16 protein-coding genes are annotated in these 17,963 nt (G+C 53.6%); 9 read left to right on the top strand and 7 right to left on the bottom strand.

Annotated elements, in window-relative coordinates:
• Positions 1-227: 227 nt before the first annotated feature.
• Both ABRP30_RS13070 and ABRP30_RS13065 read right to left on the bottom strand, forming a co-directional pair.
• Complete coding sequence (locus ABRP30_RS13070; protein ID WP_349975382.1) at positions 228-4,514, bottom strand: hypothetical protein; 4,287 nt, start codon at positions 4,512-4,514, stop codon at positions 228-230.
• Positions 4,515-4,683: 169 nt separating this feature from the next.
• Positions 4,684-4,896, bottom strand: coding sequence for a hypothetical protein (locus ABRP30_RS13065; protein WP_349975522.1), 213 nt, complete (start codon positions 4,894-4,896; stop codon positions 4,684-4,686).
• Positions 4,897-5,048: 152 nt separating this feature from the next.
• Here ABRP30_RS13065 and ABRP30_RS13060 point away from each other — a divergent pair, with 152 nt between their 5' ends.
• Both ABRP30_RS13060 and ABRP30_RS13055 read left to right on the top strand, forming a co-directional pair.
• Positions 5,049-5,450, top strand: coding sequence for a helix-turn-helix transcriptional regulator (locus ABRP30_RS13060; protein WP_349975383.1), 402 nt, complete (start codon positions 5,049-5,051; stop codon positions 5,448-5,450).
• A gap of 74 nt (positions 5,451-5,524) precedes the next feature.
• On the top strand, positions 5,525-6,166 hold the full coding sequence (locus ABRP30_RS13055; RefSeq protein WP_349975384.1) for an HAD-IA family hydrolase: 642 nt from the start codon (positions 5,525-5,527) through the stop codon (positions 6,164-6,166).
• Between the two features lie 5 nt (positions 6,167-6,171).
• Here the strand turns inward: ABRP30_RS13055 and ABRP30_RS13050 are convergent, their stop codons facing one another.
• The 4 genes from ABRP30_RS13050 to ABRP30_RS13035 form a co-directional block, all read right to left on the bottom strand.
• The gene (locus ABRP30_RS13050) at positions 6,172-6,381 is read right to left on the bottom strand and encodes a hypothetical protein (protein WP_349975385.1); all 210 of its coding nucleotides are present in this window, start codon (positions 6,379-6,381) and stop codon (positions 6,172-6,174) included.
• Positions 6,382-6,483: 102 nt separating this feature from the next.
• On the bottom strand, positions 6,484-6,729 hold the full coding sequence (locus ABRP30_RS13045) for a hypothetical protein (protein ID WP_349975386.1): 246 nt from the start codon (positions 6,727-6,729) through the stop codon (positions 6,484-6,486).
• Positions 6,730-6,927: 198 nt separating this feature from the next.
• Positions 6,928-7,188: a hypothetical protein gene (locus tag ABRP30_RS13040; RefSeq protein ID WP_349975387.1), complete on the bottom strand. Its 261-nt coding sequence runs from the start codon at positions 7,186-7,188 to the stop codon at positions 6,928-6,930.
• Between the two features lie 139 nt (positions 7,189-7,327).
• Positions 7,328-7,633 carry a hypothetical protein gene (locus ABRP30_RS13035; RefSeq protein WP_349975388.1) on the bottom strand — a complete coding sequence of 102 codons (306 nt, stop codon included), beginning with the start codon at positions 7,631-7,633 and terminating at the stop codon, positions 7,328-7,330.
• A 150-nt stretch (positions 7,634-7,783) separates the two neighbouring features.
• On the opposite strand from ABRP30_RS13035, the gene ABRP30_RS13030 reads away from it, so the two are divergent.
• The 5 genes from ABRP30_RS13030 (at position 7,784) to ABRP30_RS13010 (ending at position 13,829) form a co-directional block, all read left to right on the top strand.
• A complete protein-coding gene (locus tag ABRP30_RS13030; protein ID WP_349975389.1) occupies positions 7,784-8,401 on the top strand; it encodes a histidine phosphatase family protein in 618 nt (205 codons plus the stop codon).
• Positions 8,402-8,995: 594 nt separating this feature from the next.
• On the top strand, positions 8,996-9,997 hold the full coding sequence (locus tag ABRP30_RS13025) for a metallophosphoesterase (protein WP_349975390.1): 1,002 nt from the start codon (positions 8,996-8,998) through the stop codon (positions 9,995-9,997).
• Between the two features lie 1,156 nt (positions 9,998-11,153).
• A complete protein-coding gene (locus tag ABRP30_RS13020) occupies positions 11,154-11,903 on the top strand; it encodes an NAD-dependent deacylase (protein ID WP_349975391.1) in 750 nt (249 codons plus the stop codon).
• 180 nt (positions 11,904-12,083) lie between these two features.
• Positions 12,084-12,917 (top strand): hypothetical protein, encoded by an 834-nt coding sequence (locus ABRP30_RS13015; RefSeq protein WP_349975392.1) that lies wholly within the window; start codon positions 12,084-12,086, stop codon positions 12,915-12,917.
• A gap of 456 nt (positions 12,918-13,373) precedes the next feature.
• Positions 13,374-13,829, top strand: a complete 456-nt coding sequence (locus ABRP30_RS13010) for a hypothetical protein (protein WP_349975393.1) — start codon at positions 13,374-13,376, stop codon at positions 13,827-13,829.
• Positions 13,830-14,359: 530 nt separating this feature from the next.
• Here the strand turns inward: ABRP30_RS13010 and ABRP30_RS13005 are convergent.
• Positions 14,360-14,626 (bottom strand): nucleotidyltransferase family protein, encoded by a 267-nt coding sequence (locus ABRP30_RS13005; RefSeq protein ID WP_372490459.1) that lies wholly within the window; start codon positions 14,624-14,626, stop codon positions 14,360-14,362.
• Positions 14,627-14,830: 204 nt separating this feature from the next.
• Between ABRP30_RS13005 and ABRP30_RS13000 the strand changes: the two genes are divergently transcribed.
• Entirely contained in the window at positions 14,831-15,376 is a 546-nt protein-coding gene (locus ABRP30_RS13000; protein ID WP_349975395.1) for a tyrosine-type recombinase/integrase, read from the top strand.
• A 266-nt stretch (positions 15,377-15,642) separates the two neighbouring features.
• Positions 15,643-17,961 carry an AAA family ATPase gene (locus tag ABRP30_RS12995; RefSeq protein ID WP_349975396.1) on the top strand — a complete coding sequence of 773 codons (2,319 nt, stop codon included), beginning with the start codon at positions 15,643-15,645 and terminating at the stop codon, positions 17,959-17,961.
• Positions 17,962-17,963 lie beyond the last annotated feature (2 nt).

Raw genomic sequence — 17,963 nt, 5'->3', positions numbered from 1 at the left:
CTCGGCTCACTTCTGTAAAACGCTCCAGCCACGGCGCCGGAACTGATTGGATGTCTAATATTTTGCGGCCCGAGGGGTGATTCGACGTTTTGACGAGCATGAGGAGGTGCGTACAAGACGGAGCCAAAGTATGCAGATCGCCCTTTAGGGTCGCGGGGGCGGAGATCGGAGAGAGCCCAAAGCAGCTGTCTGAACTGGCGTTCTCGTTCAATCAGATCGGCCATGGTCTACTCCCCCTCGCTCTGCCCGGCTTTCGCCTGGTTGGCTTTGATAGCTTTTGCTGCAGCTTTCCCCCCTCGCTTGGTAAGGTCAATGCCGATGACCTTGATGTCAGCTACGTTTGAATATTTAGGGGCCAAGGACTGCCATTCATCCTGCAGTGCCATGACGAGCTCGTCAAAAGCTAATCGGCCCTTCGGTGTCTCCCAAATTCCTCTGCCTCCTTGATTAACCACAAGGAATATCCCGCAGCTAGAGCGTTTGTCGCGTAGGTAGTCTCCGCCCAGCTGATTCTCAAGTCGCTCGAACAACCGCGACCCAGGCCATTTGTCAGCGAGCTTCAGCTCGATAGGCACTGGCCCATCAAATCGGCTGCTATGCATTCTGAAGTCCGGGCGTTTGTCATCTGCGAGCTGCTCCTCCTGCGGAATGACGTAGCGTCCTCCCGCACGGTCTCTGCACCAGTTTCCGATAAATTTGCGGAGGGCAGTCTCTTGGTTAGCGAGCAGCAGGATTTCTGCAATGCTCGAGTCTCCATTTTCAAGGTCGTGCTTCAAATCGTGGAGACGGTCAATCGCAAGACTCCATAGCTCGCGGTGGTTAGCTGGTGCCTTTTCAAGCTGGTTTTGGAAGTCGACTACGTCCGCCGGTTCCCAAGGCGAAGATTTTGAATCTGCAGTGGCTCTTTGCTCCGTGTAAAACGCGCTCCATGCTCGTAGACGTTGTGCTGGATGTTCAAAAGCAATTTTCTCGAGTGCGAGAAAAGCTTCATGGCCAGAGGTGTCCCGAATGATGTTTAGGAGACCATTTCTTACGTCCTGAGCGTCATCGCGCAGACCAGGCGAGTAGACGCCCTTTCCTAGGCGGTCGATATCGTCTTCAACTCGTATGTACTTGCTGGCCAGTAGATACAAATCCGCAGCTTGCTGAGGGGCTTTGTACTGTTGACGGCAGCGGCTACCGTTGCGGTTACCTGCGATAACCGTCAGGCAGAGCATCATGAGTTTTGCCTTGTCCTCCTCAGATGTCAGTGCTCCGAGGTGTTGCGCTAGAGCCGGGATTGCAACGATTGGCTGCGTCCCGATCCAAGCAGCAAACCATGTGGCTGCTATCTCAGGCGCGCTACTGGGGAGAACCATCACACTGGCCAACCTCGAAATCGCGTCATCAGCAATGGACGAATCATTCAAAATGCTCAGCGCCAGCTGAAGACCGGCGACGCTTCCGAGTGGTTTCTCCAGCCGCGAGATGAGTGACGGGGCGATATGGTCGAACATCCAAGCACCACTCCTTCGCACCTTTTCTAGTATGCAATGGTGGTGCGACTCACCTGGAGCTGCACTGAGTTCGCTCTCGATCTCCTGGAGAGCGAGTCCCGCAACGGCACCAGGATGGTAAGAGAACAGGTTCGATAGCCAAGTCGGGAAGCCGAGATCGAGCAAGCCAAAACGCGCCGCTATGTCAGCCTCGGCGACGGTCATCAGTGAGAAGAGATCTGGCTGTTCTGTGGTCTCTATAGCGAGCCCAGTTAGGCCGAATGATACAGTCGCTGATGGTACAAAGGCGTGCCCTCCTTCGCTCGGTAACTTCTGAGGGGCAGTCCTCCAAAACCTGATGGCGCCTTCTCGGAAGGCCTTGGCAATTGGCTCTCCAAACTCAGGAATGAGTGAAGCCCAGTCACCCTGTGAGCTCTTGCCTGTGCCTGTCGCCAGTGAGCGCCTCTTGCGTTCAAGAGTATGTTGGGCGTTGGTGATAGCGCCTGGTGTGGCGGAGCCAAGCAAGCATGCGAGATTTTCGGCCAAACCCTCTTTCCAAGATTGCCACTCTGCTTGCTCTTTGGCCTCTCGACGTTCCTGCTTCTCCTTCAGCTCCGCTTGACGACGCTCAAACTTAGTCATCTCGCTCGACTGAGGCTTGCTAAGGGACTCCAGCTTTGAAAGGAGCTCCAGACGCCCCCCACACGAGGTTTCAAGTTGCTCGGGCCAGGTCGCAGGACGACCAGCTTCTTGGTGGATGTGAAACGCCAGACTCAATGCCATGAGCTGATCATCGAGTTCTGTCTTCTGTGTAATGTCAGCGCATGCACGCTCAAAATTTTGGGTGTTGTATGTCCAAAGATGCCGGAAACCGCCGAGATCCCAGGTGTCGGCAATAGCCTTCTCCGCGCTTTTGCGCGTTTCGATGACATCATGCCAGAACAGTAGATGATCCATTTCGGGCCAAGTCGGCACGAGCTCCCTCACTTCTGTGATCGCACTCCTGTCGGCAAGGTCGTTGTAGCTGTCTAGGCGAGAAAGCTTTCGCAGAACAGACAGCACACGCGGCTCCATAGCATTCGCATCTTTGGATTTCAGGAGGCGCAGCGCTGCCTGAGCGGCGGGTTCTGCCAACCAGGAAAAGCGTTTAGAGATCTCGCAGTAGCCGCGATCAATTGCGGGAGCCTTATCAAAAAGCTCATCCACTCCTTCAAGAAATAGATGAAGGAGCTCTGTTGGGGATGCGTCCACGACGTCCGAGATCGCAAAAGCGAGTTCATCGTTGCTGCTGTAGCTCGGCTTACGCGCAGAGCGCGACAGAGAGTCTAAAAGCCACCGAATCCACACCTCATCCATCGGCAGGTTTTCTAGAAGCTCTGCCAAGCAGTCACGCCCGAATTTGGAGGTTCGCGCCAGCATCTCTATTCGTAGGCTAGCGACGTCATCTGCAGAACCTGCCTCTTTGACCGCGCGGATTGCAGCCACCTTGACGCGGTTGTCCTTGACATTAAGGGCGTAATCTAAGGCGTCTGGAATTACGGCAAACATCCTGGCCTGGGCAACCATATCAAGCAGGAAGGAAACGATGTGGCTGTGCTCAGAGTATTCGGCAAGGAGCTCTTTTACGACTTCCGCAAGGTCGGTGTGCGCGAACAACTGAACAGCCGTGTGCTCAGTGACTGTCCAATCATGTGCAGGTCGGGCCAGCGTCTTACACACTCGCCGGAGAATTACACGCCGCGAGTCGCTCGGGAGATGCCTAGGATCACCGTCCTCAAAAAAAATCTCCGGAGCGACACGGATAGCTCGTTCCCGGATGCGTTCATCAAGCAATGAGAGCCACGGCAAAACAGGTCGCATCGTGGGCTCTATGACCTCGCGGCCGTAATGCGTCTTGAAAAAGAGGCCTTCAATCCTGACGCGGGAGGCTTCGCTCAGGATTTGATGGTGTAGCCACTCTGCAGTGAGGTACTCCCTTACTGAGCGATGGTGAAAACGCGTGGTGCCATAGATTCCTTCATCGAAAATAGGCCGGCTGAGCAAGGCCTCGCATTCGACCTCAGTCCAATCACCGAGAACTCCATCTAGCGGCATCCCTCTAGTGTTTCGGTTCCCATCAGGGATCCGGATAGCAGACGTTTGAGCCAACGTAGTAGCCAGGGCAGCCAGTCTTGCCCCGTGGCGGAGTTTATTGGGAGCTATCGGCTTGGCATGTGATCTGTTCGTATCATGCTCCTGGAGCCGCCGTTCAATGCTGCTACGCATCAGGTCGTAGCGAGATCCAATCTTTCCCTGAGATTTCCAGAAGAGGACGAGTTCAAGGAAGTCCAACGGACGGGTTGTGAGCCCGCTCGCTTCGGTTCGCTCAATAGCCACTTTGAAGCTATCCACGTCCTCAACGCCCTTAGCTCTCAAGAATGTGTCAATTTGCTCCCCCTGGATGTCGTCCAAGGTGACAAGCATGAAGGGGCCTGCAGCGTCTTTACCTTCTGCTGCTTCACCGGAGCCAGCTGCGAACGGAAACTCTCTTTGGCACAGCGCAAGATCAGTTTTGGGGCGCCAGGCAGAAAGCCTACTGGTGATAACGATGTGAGCATTGTCACCTGCCTTCTTCGCATACAAGCCGAGCTTGCGTATGGCCACCTCAAAGTCGAGCGGGCTTCGCAGCTTCGCTTCATCAACTGAATCCATAAGGATCCAGCCTTCTGTGCCCGAGCTGCACCAGGTGATGAATTCATCGTGCGTACCTTCTTCAAATGCGCCTTCGAAGAAGTCTTTGATGTGCTCAATTCGCAGAAAAAATGCTGGCTTTCCTTCACCTCGGAGCTGTCGAGCGACATTCCTGATCTCTTCAGTCTTACCTGAGCCTGCCTCTGATAGCAGGATTACGCGGTGATGGCTCAACAGGTCAGACCAGGAGAGTTTTCCTGCTCGGTTGTGTCTGGCGTTTAGGTCTGCGTCGTCGTCGACATCTGCATCGAGGACGATTTTGGAGAAGGTACGATTGAGTTGAATGAAGGCGTCCGAATGCCCGTTCATAGATGACTCTCAAGCAGGTCAGGAGCAGACCCGACTTGGGCTGCAGAGGCTCCAGCATCCTACCTGAAACGTAGCTCTTATCGGCGGATTGTCCCTATATACGATAGGCGCCCCGTTTAGCGCCAGCATGCACGCTGCTCTCGAGGTTGGACTCCCGCTGGCTAGCGCCTTAGTGATTTTCCGGGGGTAGACCTCCAAGTGCACCTAGCTGATAGTCTGTCACCGCTTGGAACTGTTGCTCGGCAATCATCCGTAAGCGCTCCAACTCCACACCAGTGACGCCGCTGGATTGAGCCTCGTGGTACCGCTTCAAGGCCTCGACGGCCTCGGTGTACATCGGATCATCCGGCATCAAGACCTTGCTCAGATCCATCGGCTTCATTTTCACTTCACTCACTTGGGGATAGGCAGACTGGAGTCGATGACGACGTCATTCAAGGTATACGCATGGACGCTCTCATTTTCCAGCCGTGGTAGGCTGGAAGCTGAATACGTAGCCTCCTATCGAGATAGCCAATCCGCCGAGACTGAAGCATGACGCTCAAAGCCTCCTTCGCCAGCGTGCTTCGTGCACTGCGTAGTAAGCGCAACATCACCCAGAGAGATTTCGCTGACACTACCAGCCGTACCTATCTTTCCAAGCTGGAGCTAGGTAAGTCGAGCATCACATTGGACAAGCTCGATCAGGTGAGTCGACGTCTGGAACTCAGCCCGCTCACCCTCCTCACCCTGACGCTCAGTGAGGAAACGGGTAAGCCTCCTTCTGAGCTGGTTTCCAAGCTGCAATTAGAGATCGCAGGTCTGCAGCAGGAAGAGGGCTTGCCCGGCCTTCGAATGATCCCAGAGATGGGCCACCAAGTGCGTCGCTTGCCTCGTAGAGCCAGGAGCTATCATGAGTTGAACTGCATGCAGGCGGAGCTCGCCTTCGTGGATTGACCGTCCGTATCAAGTGTACGTAGCGGTAGGCCAAGCATCGCCTTACCGCCATCACAAGATCAGAGTGAGAGCTGATGAACAGTAGAGCAGCCATTTTTGATGCGTTCGGCACGGTTGTACGAATAGGCCACAGAACGAATCCATACCGCCAATTGCTGCGCGAAGGCATCAAGCAGGGCCGGCGCCCTCACCCAGGCGATGCACATCTCATCATGACGCTGAACTTGGATCTGCAAGGTGTCGCCAAGCATCTGGGCATCCATCCCTCACAGTCACGCATGGACGAGATCGAGACCGATCTGCAGGCCGAGCTCGACTCCATCGAGGCATATCCTGACGCGATCAAAGCAATCGCCATGCTCCAGGAACGTGGTGTTGCTCTAGGTATCTGCAGCAACCTCGCAAAACCCTATGGCGCGGCGGTGAAGCGGCTTTTCCCGAGCATGGATGCCTATGCATTCAGCTACGAGGTCGGCGCCGCTAAACCCGATCCTCGTATCTACAAGGCCCTACTTGAGATAATTGGCGCCAGGCCGGGGCAATCTGCCGGAGCAACTGCACCTGTGGTTTGGATGGTAGGCGACTCAACCCGATGCGATCGAGACGGTGCGCGAGCGGTTGGCATCGAGGGGCACTACTTAGATCGCTCGGGCGCTTCCGCCATCCAGAATCTGGAGCAGTTTTCAGATCTCATGCTTGAGCGACCGCTGCTGTGACCGCTTCAGTGCTGAATTTCACCCAACGTACCAGCTTTATGAAGCTGATAATCAATGACGGTTTGGTAAAGGTGATCAGCTTCTAGCCTCAGTCGCTCGACTTCAGCAGTGGGCCTACCTTCGGCCTGTGCTGTGTGATAGGCACGGATTGCCTGGAGAGCTTGCTGCAAAAGTGACTCGCCAGCCTCGGCCATTCCCAAAATTGTACGCTTCATCAGGTGCACCTCAATGCATACACGCCCTGATCTCGAGCAATAAGATTTGCCGGCCAACCGCGAACCCTTCAGCGTCTGAGGTTCCGCAGGTAGCCTACATGGTCAGTGTGCCGTATTGCTTACCTCAAGCTGGTACCTAGCCTTGCTCAATTCAGCCTCAGCCTCTTTGAGCTCGTTTTTGATACCCGTCCACATCAAAACCAGAGTGGCGATCTTCTCGCGGGAAGCCGTCAACTCTCCTCCCATAAGGGCCAGCTCGCTCTCCAGCAAAAGGCACTGATGCTCGAGCAGCTCTTCCCTCGAGAAGAAGGCAAAGCGGTCGTCTGCGGTCTCGTTTAGGTTCGTCATAACGCTCGTCGCTGCTAAGGATACAAATGTTCTCCCGGCAAGATTAGCTGTATATACTGTATGCATCAACAGTATTTCGGCGCAGGGTCGACCTCTGCGTCCCCGCTCCCTGGCGAAGCAGCCGGTTTCGAATCTGTGGACGCGGGTGGATGCAGGTTGTCAGTTCAAGCGGAGGATCCGTATATGTCACTGAAGTCATCATTCGCCATTGTCCTTCGCGCGCTTCGCAGCAAGCGAAACATCTCGCAGCGAGATTTCGGTGATACGAGCCGGACGTTCATTTCCAAGCTGGAGGGGGCTCGAGCAAGCATCACGTTGGACAAGCTCGAGCAGGTGAGTCAACGCCTGGAGTTGAGTCCATTGACCATACTGACCCTCACCCTGAGCGAGCAGACCGGCAGTTCTCCAGTGGATCTCATTAACAGCCTGCGCTGCGAAATCGAGCACCTGCAAGGTCATGGCGGTGTACCTGGACTGGGCGTTGCTTCCCATGGGCACTTAAGCTCTAGACTTCAGCCTTCCCTCGCTGCGAGGGCGAAGCAAGATGAGATCCGCTCCCCTGCCCTATAGCTGCGCGACAGTTCGTCTGTGTGGTGGATTACTCTGATGATTCAGGGCAGACGATCAGAGCAATCAGCGCCAGAACCAATCCACGCGCATCCTGCTCGTACCCTTCCCTCCACCGGTGCGACCAATCTTGAGGGGATCCTTCCTGCTCCCACTCGGCCAAGGCAAGGGCATTGAGTATCTCCATCTCAAACCAGAGGGCCTGCCACCCTTCACCATCTGTTACCAAGGCGGGGTGTTGCCAGACGAACTCAGTCTGCGCCACGAAGCGCGACCAGCTCATCAGATCTTGAGGTGCTTCCTGAGCCAGCATCCTTAGCGCCGAAAATGTCAGCACGAGTTTCCCCCAGAGAGAACGAACACACTACTCTGCATTCTGCCAGAGAGAGCTCTCTTTTCACGATCTCTCCCTTTCGCATGGCTATCCCATACGGTGCCATGCCAGCATGGCGCAACCCAAGCAACGTAAGCCAAGGATGGATAGTCAATGAAGAACGTCAGGCTGATACGCCACGGCGAGAGCGCCGCCAACGCTGGCGAGCCAACTAGGGATCACGCAAGCATTCCTTTGACGGCAAAAGGCCTGGAGCAAGCCCGCAACGTCGCGCAGTCGATCACCAGCGCCCCAGGGCTCATTCTCGCCTCACCGTTCCTTCGCGCCCAAGTTACCGCGCTGGCCACCACGGCACTCTATCCCGATGCTGCTTTCGAAACTTGGCCGGTTTACGAATTCACCTACCTGGCGCCAGCACGCTGTGTAGATACGACGGTCGCACAGCGGCGGGGTTGGGTCGAGGCTTACTGGCAGAGATCAGATCCTGCCTTTTCGGACGGTGAAGGTGCTGAGTCCTTCATCGACCTAGTGACCAGGGCTCGGGCATTTCTTGAGCGACTAGCAGAGCAGTCGGCCAGTGATATCGTTGTCTTTTCGCATGGGCAGGTCATGAATACCGTGCGCTGGCTGCTCGAGGAGAAACCTCAGGAGATCGACAGTCGAGCAATGCTGGATTGGCGTGAGTACGAGATAGCGAACCATATCCCGAATTGTCAGGGGTTCTCGCTCAGCCGGCATACGGACGGAAAAAACTGGGATCTCGGTCGTTGAATACGTCAACTACGAACGTCAGCTTTTTGCTGACCTTATCTTCACGCCCTTTTCACATGCGATGCCCGACACTCCAGCTATCCCTACGTGTGATAGACCTTGCCCGCCTAGCAGCGGGCTTTCTTTTGTCTTCAATCCCAGGCGGCTGGCTATGTTGTCGTACTCATCTCGCCGCATTACTTTGATTTGATGTCTCGGCTCATGCGCTCAGCCAGGCGATTTCATGGTTTCCGTCAATCCAGCTCCAGACAGATCAGCCTTGGTAATCTAGATCCATGCGTCTTTATCTGGCTTCAGCTCCGGGTAAACCTTGAGCACCACATCAGCAGTCGCATGCCCGACGTGGCGAAGCTGAACGACTTCTTGAGCCATATCTTCAGACGAAATATTTTTCGTCTGAGCGCCAGCTCAGCGCTCTCCATAGTGTTCCCGTTTGGGGACATTAACCCCTAAAAATGCCCTTAATGTTCCCATATGGGATCATTACACGAGGCGTTGCTGAAGGGGCCGATTTCCTCGACGAACGAGCTCCAGCAGGGGAAAATAGGTGGGTATCGACTTAACGGCAATGGCACCGGAGACGTACCCTGCCCCATGAATTCTAAGGTTCTCCAGCTTCCAAAAAATCCCCACGGTCGCGACTTTGTAGTCGGAGACATCCACTTCAAAACTACAGATCTTCACCGCGGGCTGCACGCATTGGGCTTCAATAAAGCCAAGGATCGACTGATCGCTGTGGGCGATCTGATTGATCGCGGGCCTGGTGTATTGGATGGGCTGAAGTTGCTCGGGGAGCCCTGGTTCTTCAGCGTCCAAGGCAACCACGAGCGAATGCTGATCGATGCTTATGAGGCTAATCCCGAGGCTCGCTATTCGGCGCATGGCGCGGGCTGGTGGATGACGATTGCTGATGAGTCCAAAGCGATGATCATTGGGAAGCTCCGGAGCTTGCCGATCGCCATTGAGGTTCAGTCGGATCGGGGTGCCGTGGGTGTCGTGCATGCAGATGTACCCGCGGGCATGACCTGGTCAACCTTCCTGGAACAGCTCGACAATCCCGCAATGGAGGAGATCGCCCTGTGGGGGCGAGATCGGATCGTTAAGCACCATCGTGAAGGCGTCCTGGGTGTATGGCGCGTTTGCACGGGGCATACGTGGATTCCGCGGCCTCTGAGGTTAGGCAACGTGCTGGCGCTGGATGTCACCGGCGGAGCCGACGGTTCGCTGGCCATCTACAGCATTCAGGAAGACAAAATCTTCATTGATGGTGTTGCTACGTCGATCGACCAGGCTGCGTGCTTGAGCGAGCAGCTCCAGGAGCTTGAGCAGCGTGCAGTGGCGCTCAAGACGACAGTGAACAGCAATAAGCTCATCGAAACACAGGTTCTGGCGGCGGAGCTGGAGTCCTTGGTGAAGCTAGCCAATTCAATATGGCAAGAAGTTCGCGAAGGCGTTGAGGAGCAGCAGCGGCTAGTTAACGCGCTGCATGGTCTGAGCCTTACGACTGGCGAGCGTCGGGGCGCCAAGCTCGACGAGCTATGCGCCAAGTATGAGAACACACAGGTCGAAGGGCTTCTTCGACGATTGTTAGGTTAAGAGGGTTTTATGGAATACGTGATGAGCATGAGCCAGGCACGTCGACGTTTTCGTCGAGTTATCAAGCTCGCAGAGAAAGGTCATACGTTCATTTTGACCCGATGTGGTAAGCCGGTATGTCGGTTGGAGCTCGACGAGTAGGCATAAAGGGCTTTCCAGGGCGTGCCCGTTGGGCCGGCTCTCGTGAACCAAGCCGCCCGCTTCGCATTCGTCTTGGCCCGGTGGGCTTCGATCCTCACACCTCGCGCGCTCCGCTTGCGAGCGATACCCGTGCCAGAGTCAGGTGGAGAAGTTTCGGAGATCATTCAGTGGCGACAAGGCTGCAGGCGCCAGCGATTGATTAAGGGTGCTGATTCTTGTCTCTTCGGCAGTGGGTCGCCCAGGAGCTCAGAGCTTGTTCAGAAAATCGCTAGGTAATCGTGCTCGGTATAGTCATCTGCTCTGCTGTAATTGCCGGTTCTTCTCGACACCCTGCTGTGTCCTGAGCGCAGCTCCAAACATACGCTTCAGTCGTTCAATGATTCCTGGATACCCAGAGTGACGTACTGTCTCGAGCCTCTGGATCTTTGCGATCATCCTCGCGATGCTTTCCCTTGCGCGCTGCCGACTTCCTGTCCTTTTCATTGGTGCCTCTAGATGGGTTGGATGGTGTCTCGAGAGCTTCACCCTAGCATCTCGGAAAACGAACCGCCTACCCATCGGACGCAATGATTTGTCCGCGTGCAGCGTGCGCTGTATATGCATACAGTGTATGTCTCCTGTGCGCAGATCTGATACTCACTGCACGCTGCCGTCTAATAAGTGTCCAGAAAAGGCAGCTCAGTTAGCCTGGGAGGCCCGTGTTCTGGGGTTTACGAGAAAATGAGGGCCTGCGCGGGGATAGCCTGCTCCGTGCTGCTCAATCAGCGCCAGCGATGCAAAATACGCTCAATTGGTACGCGTTTCTCCGTAGCTAACAAGTATACTGTATGCATATACAGTTATATTTGATGTGAGCAGCACTCTCCCGTCCTTACCTGCTCCGTAGCGCCAGCCTGGTTTTCTGGACATTTGTGCGACGCTTTTCAAGCTCTGCTTTCCTGGTCATCGCCATCACGCAATGACCTCAGGTGTGGGCTCGGGTAAGCTCGAGTGAAGCGAATTCCAGGATATCTCAATGCCCCTCAGTACCATCGTTAAGCTGTTGCAGGAAGCAAAGCACGTCGTGATTTTCACCGGCGCCGGCGTATCCGCTGAAAGTGGAATCCCAACGTTCAGAGATGCATTGACTGGTCTCTGGTCTCGATTCGACCCTGCCAAACTGGCAACTGCCGAAGCATTCCGAGAGGATCCTAGTCTGTGCTGGGGATGGTATGAGTCTCGTAGGCTGAAGGTGCTCCAGGCGCAGCCGAATGCAGCTCATCTCGCGATAGCAGAGCTAGCTAAGCACGTTCCTAAGCTGACAGTCCTGACCCAAAACGTGGATGACCTGCACGAGCGAGCTGGTAGCCGAGACGTGATCCACCTTCACGGCAGCCTTCACTCACCCAGGTGCATTGACTGCGGCAATGCTCACATGGCTCCCCTATCTTCCGATGAATTACCAGTGGATGGTTGCCGTCTTGAGCCGCCGCGGTGCGAGGTATGTCACGGGTACATCAGACCCGGAGTCGTCTGGTTCGGAGAAATGCTTCCAGACGAAGCCTGGGACGCGGCTTTTGCTGCCTCAGGTGCTTGTGATCTGTTCTTCTCGATCGGTACGTCCGGTGTCGTGTATCCAGCCGCGGAGCTGCCCTTACGTGCGCTAGGAGCAGGCGCGAAAGTCATACACGTTAATCCTGTACGTTTCGAAATCAGTAGCCAGGAACACTTCTTACATGGGCCAGCCACCGTCATTCAAACTCTCATCCACGAGGCTTTCGGCTGAGCTTTCGTACCTACCACCACTTCGTGTTCGCTGCGATTCGGCGTGTCCGAGGCGTCTCGGTCTTGTGCCTCCACAGTCTGAGATGGCACGGTAGTAGCTCATGATGGTGCAGGGAAGGTATTCATGCAAAGGATCCGTAACTGCCAATGATCGAGCAACTATTACACGTTGAGGTACGTGATGTCTGACCAACTGTATTTCACTCGCCAAACGCTACTGGCAGCTTCTGACCTGATAGAGGTAGCAGGGACAAGCGCTGGTTTCGACCTGATGATTCAGCGTCTCGAGCTGGAGCGATGTGTGCCCTCAGGTAGTGAGTTGTCAGTATCGAAGAAGAGAGTGGTGTTCAATAAAGCACTTTTAGAGCGTGCGGAGCTTGTCTTCTGGGCCCGCGATGGGCAAATGACTCTTGGTGAGGCTCTAGTCCGAGAGGCAGTTCGTCTCATGAGTTCGCCCGCCAGATACGCGGAGCAGAATCAGCTTGAGCGGTGCCTGGCACGGGATGGCTTTACGGTCTCGTGGGACGCAGGAGACTGTGGTCAAGGGAATCCGCCATGGCTGAGACGAAGCCTGCCACAAAATGTGGATTTGGCTGCTGGTGATGACCAAGTGCACCGGCACCTGAAAAACTTCGGTTTCTCTAGATCTTGCGGCCACCTTGACCAGGCGATTGACGCCCATACAAGGGGTGATTGGGCTGCTGCCAATGCCCAGATCAGGACATTCCTCGAAAGCCTTATATTGGAAATAGCGACACTAATCGCGCCCGATCAATTACCAGAAAATCCCTCTCTAAACAACGGGTTCCAGGCTCTGGCGAAGTGCGAATTTCTCTCCGAGAGCCGTTCAGAATGGAATCAGGATGGAAAAGGAATGCTGAACGGTTTACTGAAAATGCTGCATTCGGATGGCTCACACAAAGGGTTATCGGATGAGGATCACTCGACCTTGAGACTCCACTTGGCTCTAGTTACAGCGAGAACGCTATTGAGTAGATTCGCCAATAACCAGTAAGTAAACCTAGAGCCAAAGGATACAGAGGCTACGAGAGGGCCTCTGTGCAAGCGTCCAGCTAGGCTTTCAAACCCCTAAGTCATCGTCAAGCCGCCTCCCTACCAGTTCCCGAGGGACGACGTCAGCGGGCACTAGCAGCAGGAGACGGTCTGCGAGGTAATCGCTGTAGCACGCCAGGATCGATACGCTATTGGGCAAATCGTCAGGGCCTGGCGCTTCGATGCCCGCCTCCACCTGAGCGCTCTTAACTATCCTGAGAATGTCCTCGCCTAGCCATTGCCGCTCGAGATACTCCTTTTGACTGCGGGCGGGTTTCGGCCCGAACGAACGCAGCAGATCAGCCACGGTTTCGAGAAGTCCTTGGGGGCCCAGGTGTTCCAACGCAGCTTTCCAGAGCATTCCTTCTTGAGGCATTGTGAGTCGTTTACGAAGCATTGGTAGTACAGGATCCTTCTGATGAGAATTTTTCTGGATTGCGAATTCACGCATCTCAACGCCACAGCAAAACTGATTTCGCTGGCGCTGGTAGCAGAAGACGGCAGGGAATTTTATGTCGAATTGCTCGACACATGGCACCTGGACGACTGCAGTGATTTCGTAAAGGAGATCGTGCTCCCTCAGTTGTGGGGTGGCGACTATAGCTGTCCCATGCTCGACGCCCGGGACAGGCTGTTAGCGTTTCTACGCTCATTCGACTGCATGACTACAGTGGTGACTGATGCCCCGGAGTACGATTGGGAGCTGTTCTGCGAACTCGCGTACTACGAAGGTAAGTGGCCGCAGAATGTGTATCCGGCGCCAACCAATGCACTCAGCCTTGAGCCTCTTAACGATGGGTCAGACCTTCCCCATCATGCTTTGCTCGATGCTCGGATCATCGCCGGGATGTTTGTCCCGAAAGCCAGTGGTTAGAGACACCTGCCTCACTGCTTTTGCGTTGACCTTGTGACTAAGCCAAGAATCGCCCCTGGATGGAGGCGCGACAGCTTGTGAAGATCCAGCGAAGGGTACATTTGTACTCCCTACCTCAGAGTCTGATCAAGATGTCAAATACCCACAAAAAAATCAGGCTTATTTGTATGCTATTTGGCTGCAAAAGCAAGCTGAGGGCCTTGCAGGCCCCAAAGAGGCGACAATCGTTCGTGCGAGCACAGACACAGTCAATTTCCTCAAGATTTACCTTTGATCTCGTTCAAAAAGTCGCTTCGCAGAGATCAAGTGCAAAAAGCCAAGGAACGACCGTGCAGGCCAGCTCTATCTGGCGGGTTGATAGGTGGTAGGGACGCCGCTGCTTTGCTTTTGAAAACAAACAAGAGAACTCCGTTTTTGAATTTTTGATTCAAGGTTAGGCCACAAGAAATGTCGCATTTTTGATAGATTTGACGCATTTGCGACATTTTTCTAATGCAGAGCCATGCCATTTGGCACTAATCCTTTCCTAGTTATAGGGGAACGGCAGAGCGCTCGACCTCTGGCTTGAGATGCTCAGGCATGTTGTTCGCGACGTTCAGATCAACCGGTACGCCCAGCATTTCCTCAAGGGCCGATTCGAGCTCCATAGTGTCGAAAAGGGATATCCTCCCTTCCCGATCGGCTGGTATGGTCACGAGAAGGTCAAGGTCGCTTCCGTCGACGTCGTCACCGCGGCAAGCAGAACCGAAGATTCTGACGTGAACGAAACCGTAAGCCTCTACTGCCTTGCGGAGCATGTCGCGTTTGCCTCGAATAGCCTGAGATGGTTTCACGGCTTCCCCGACCCGACGAAAGCCCCTAAGGTCAGGCAGTTGCTCAAAGGCATCCGGGCGGTACACCCTGCTCAGCAGAAGCAAGCAACCCCGCTGGCGCTGCTGCATCTCGAAAAAGCAGTGGCACACCTGGAAGATGAGGCTGCTCAGGCAAGAGCTGCAGGCAACATGGCCGCTTTGCTCAAGGCGACTCGCGACATCGCCCTCCTCACTATTGGTTTTTGGAGGGGGTTCCGCGGAGATGAGCTGGCCAGGCTCACGATCGAGAACACGCATGCCGAGCGTTATGTCGGAATTAGGTTTTATCTCGGGTCGACCAAAGGAGACCGGCAGAACATCGGCCGCGAGTACAAGACACCTTCGCTGAGCAAGCTCTGCCCAGTGGAGGCGTACCTGAACTGGATCGAAGCTGCCGGCCTTACCAGGGGCAGTGTGTTCAGAGCTATCGATCGCTGGGGCAATATCAGCGAACGGCCTCTAGCAGCTCACAGCCTGATCCCTCTCCTTCGCGACACTCTTGATCGCTGTGGCTTGCAGTCAGAGGCATACTCCACTCATTCGATCCGGCGCGGATTCGCTACCTGGGCAGCGAGCTCGGGCTGGGATATCAAAACGCTCATGGGGTACGTGGGCTGGAGTGATGTGAAGTCAGCACTGCGGTATGTGGAGCCGGCACAACAGTTCGGCGGGCTTATCCGGAAGCTGGAAAAATGACCACTGGTTCAGTGCGGGCCGGCGCCATCATGACCACCCTCCTACACCCAAACAGCCAGAGATCAAACTTTAAGCCCAGGATAGCCCATGTACGCTGCTTCACTGAGGCTTGACCCTTTCATCAAAGAATGGCGGACGACTCCCCAATAGAATGCGCATGCACCCTTTCTCATTCATGGCACAATAGTGGCTATTTCTGGCTGCCTAGCTCCATGCCATAGCATCTGAGCCTAGGCGATATAAAACTCGTAACGGCTGAAGCTATAATGGAACTGATTGCTCAAGATGTTGACTGGACTCAAATTCGCCGAAAAATTATTTCCGAATTGTCTTCATTGAGGTTGAACGGCGCTGACGCTGACTGGGTGATACTCGTATTTGCCATTACTCATTTAAAGAGCGATAGTGACTTTCAGCTAGACCGCCTGTCCACTCCGGAAGAATTAATAGATAAAATTGGAGGATATTTTCAGAGGGACAGCTATGGCATAAAAATAGCCCTCCACGGACTAAGTGATGAAGTGTTCGCAAGCTGCCATGATGTAGTGCGAAATCATTTGCTTATCATAAATAATGATGGTGTTCGTAATTTCATTATATTTATAATTAATCACATCCTATCGGCAGGGTATGGAGTAACGGCTAACTACTCAAGGGTTTCAGCTTTTTTGACCGCTGGAATAGTTGAAAGCCTAAACTGCAAATCGATAGTTGATGTGCAGCCGATCACGGGGCAGATTGCCATCGATTCAAAGTTTAATTCTTACCACATGATTGCGGATAACCGAAGTGGTGAGAGTGAGCTGATTAAGCTTAAGCTTGAAATGCATGGCGTGAGATACACCGAGTTTGATTTTAATGGCATACCCGACTTCCCTGTAAAAAATCCAGTCTACGTCCTTGACCTAAATCGCAGAGACGTGCAGGTATCATCAACCCTTAAAATTCCGAAGATCACCCCATTGCAAGATCTTCTCAGCATAGGTGTGCGTGGGGAATTTGTCGTACTAACACCTCAGTTCCGAAAGAAAAGCCATAATTACGCATTAAAAGTCTTGAATCTAGTGGCTCAGAACTACTCCGTCAATGCAGTAATAAGCTTTTCAGCACCAACAGCAAGGTCACACTCATATGGGATGCTGATTGTTGCCACCTCCGATACCAGTCACGGGATTGATGAGGTGCTTGAAATAGATGTCTCGCGAAATAATCCCGCAATTAAAGATCTCGGCTACTTGGATGCTGCAAACCTCGCAAGCTCGATTCATAGCATTTGGGCGCAGCGCGGAAGCAGCCCTAACCGTATGCTGCCTACAGTGCAACGTATTATTAATGCTCAGTTTTCAAACGGATACACCGATATACCATCTCTGTGCAGAGTATTGCGTCGACAAAGGGGTGGCTCATTCCAATCCAGCGATTTCATGGAGGTGAGCGATCACGGTAAGGATAGCTACCAACCCAGCCTTTTGATTAACGGGGCCCCCATTCTGGAGAACCTCATCGAGTCCCAGACTAACAAATGCCTTTATATCATCGGAAATAATGGTGTGGGCAAGAGCTTTTTGCTATGCGATCTCATTCACCAGCTTGCAGAGAGAAGAATGGAGTGCACCGCACTCTCAGTATCTCGGGTCGATAGATTTCCGAAAGCTACGGGAGAGCTGAAACGATATTACAAACAGATCGGCGAGTCTCAATCTCTCGCAAAAAGGAGTGAGGCGTCAACAAAATCACTTATTTCTATACTGGAAAGCTCAAGGCGCTTTAGTATTTTCGCTGCGATTCTGATCGAACTGGGCTTCAACCAGGAAGTCTACTTGCTTCGAAAACGAAAGACGGAAAAGCTAAGCGAAGATGAATACAGTGCGATTTCGTTGAACCTTAGCAATTCTCGCGACCAAGAGGCCATTGACGCAGCGAGACAAGTTGACCCAGCCAAGTATGAGATAGGTATCGTCCCGAGGCAAGATCGCGAAACACATTCGCACAACCATGATGTCATTATTCCGTTTTCAGATCTTAGCTCTGGAGAGAGAAACATCATTCAGTTGATCGCGTTTCTTGTTAGTGCAGCAGACCCAAATACAACCTACTTCATCGACGAGCCGGAAATCAGCCTTCACGTACGATGGCAACAGGTGCTGCCTAAGGCCTTCTCAATTCTGGCTGAAGCATTTGATATTTCCGTAGTTGTGGCCACACATTCTCCCGTAATGATTGCTAACGCCGCAGACAGTAACTCGTATTGCTACAATGTGAACGAAGGTGTTCTTGATCTTTTAGACCTTGAAGACAGGCATTCGGTTGAGACCATCCTGCTGCAGGGCTTCCATACTTACACGCCCCACAACAGAGAAGTTCATGAAAAATGTGCCAGACTTGTATCCGGTGTAATTGAGCTCGTCAACACCGATGCGCGTGAAGCTAGTAATTTCGGATCCTCGGCAATCAAAGATCTTTCTACCATCAGCGATATAATTGATAAAACTGCAAAGCATGATAAAGGCGCGCAGAAATATGGCGATCTTGACCTAATTCACAAAGCCATAACAGCAATTCGCTCAGTCATTCAGGTGGGCTAGCA

Source organism: Pseudomonas sp. WHRI 8519, from assembly GCF_040224055.2.
Classification (GTDB): domain Bacteria; phylum Pseudomonadota; class Gammaproteobacteria; order Pseudomonadales; family Pseudomonadaceae; genus Aquipseudomonas; species Aquipseudomonas putida_X.
Note: the sequence above shows the minus strand (reverse complement) of the source record. Positions and strands in the feature narration are given on the sequence as shown.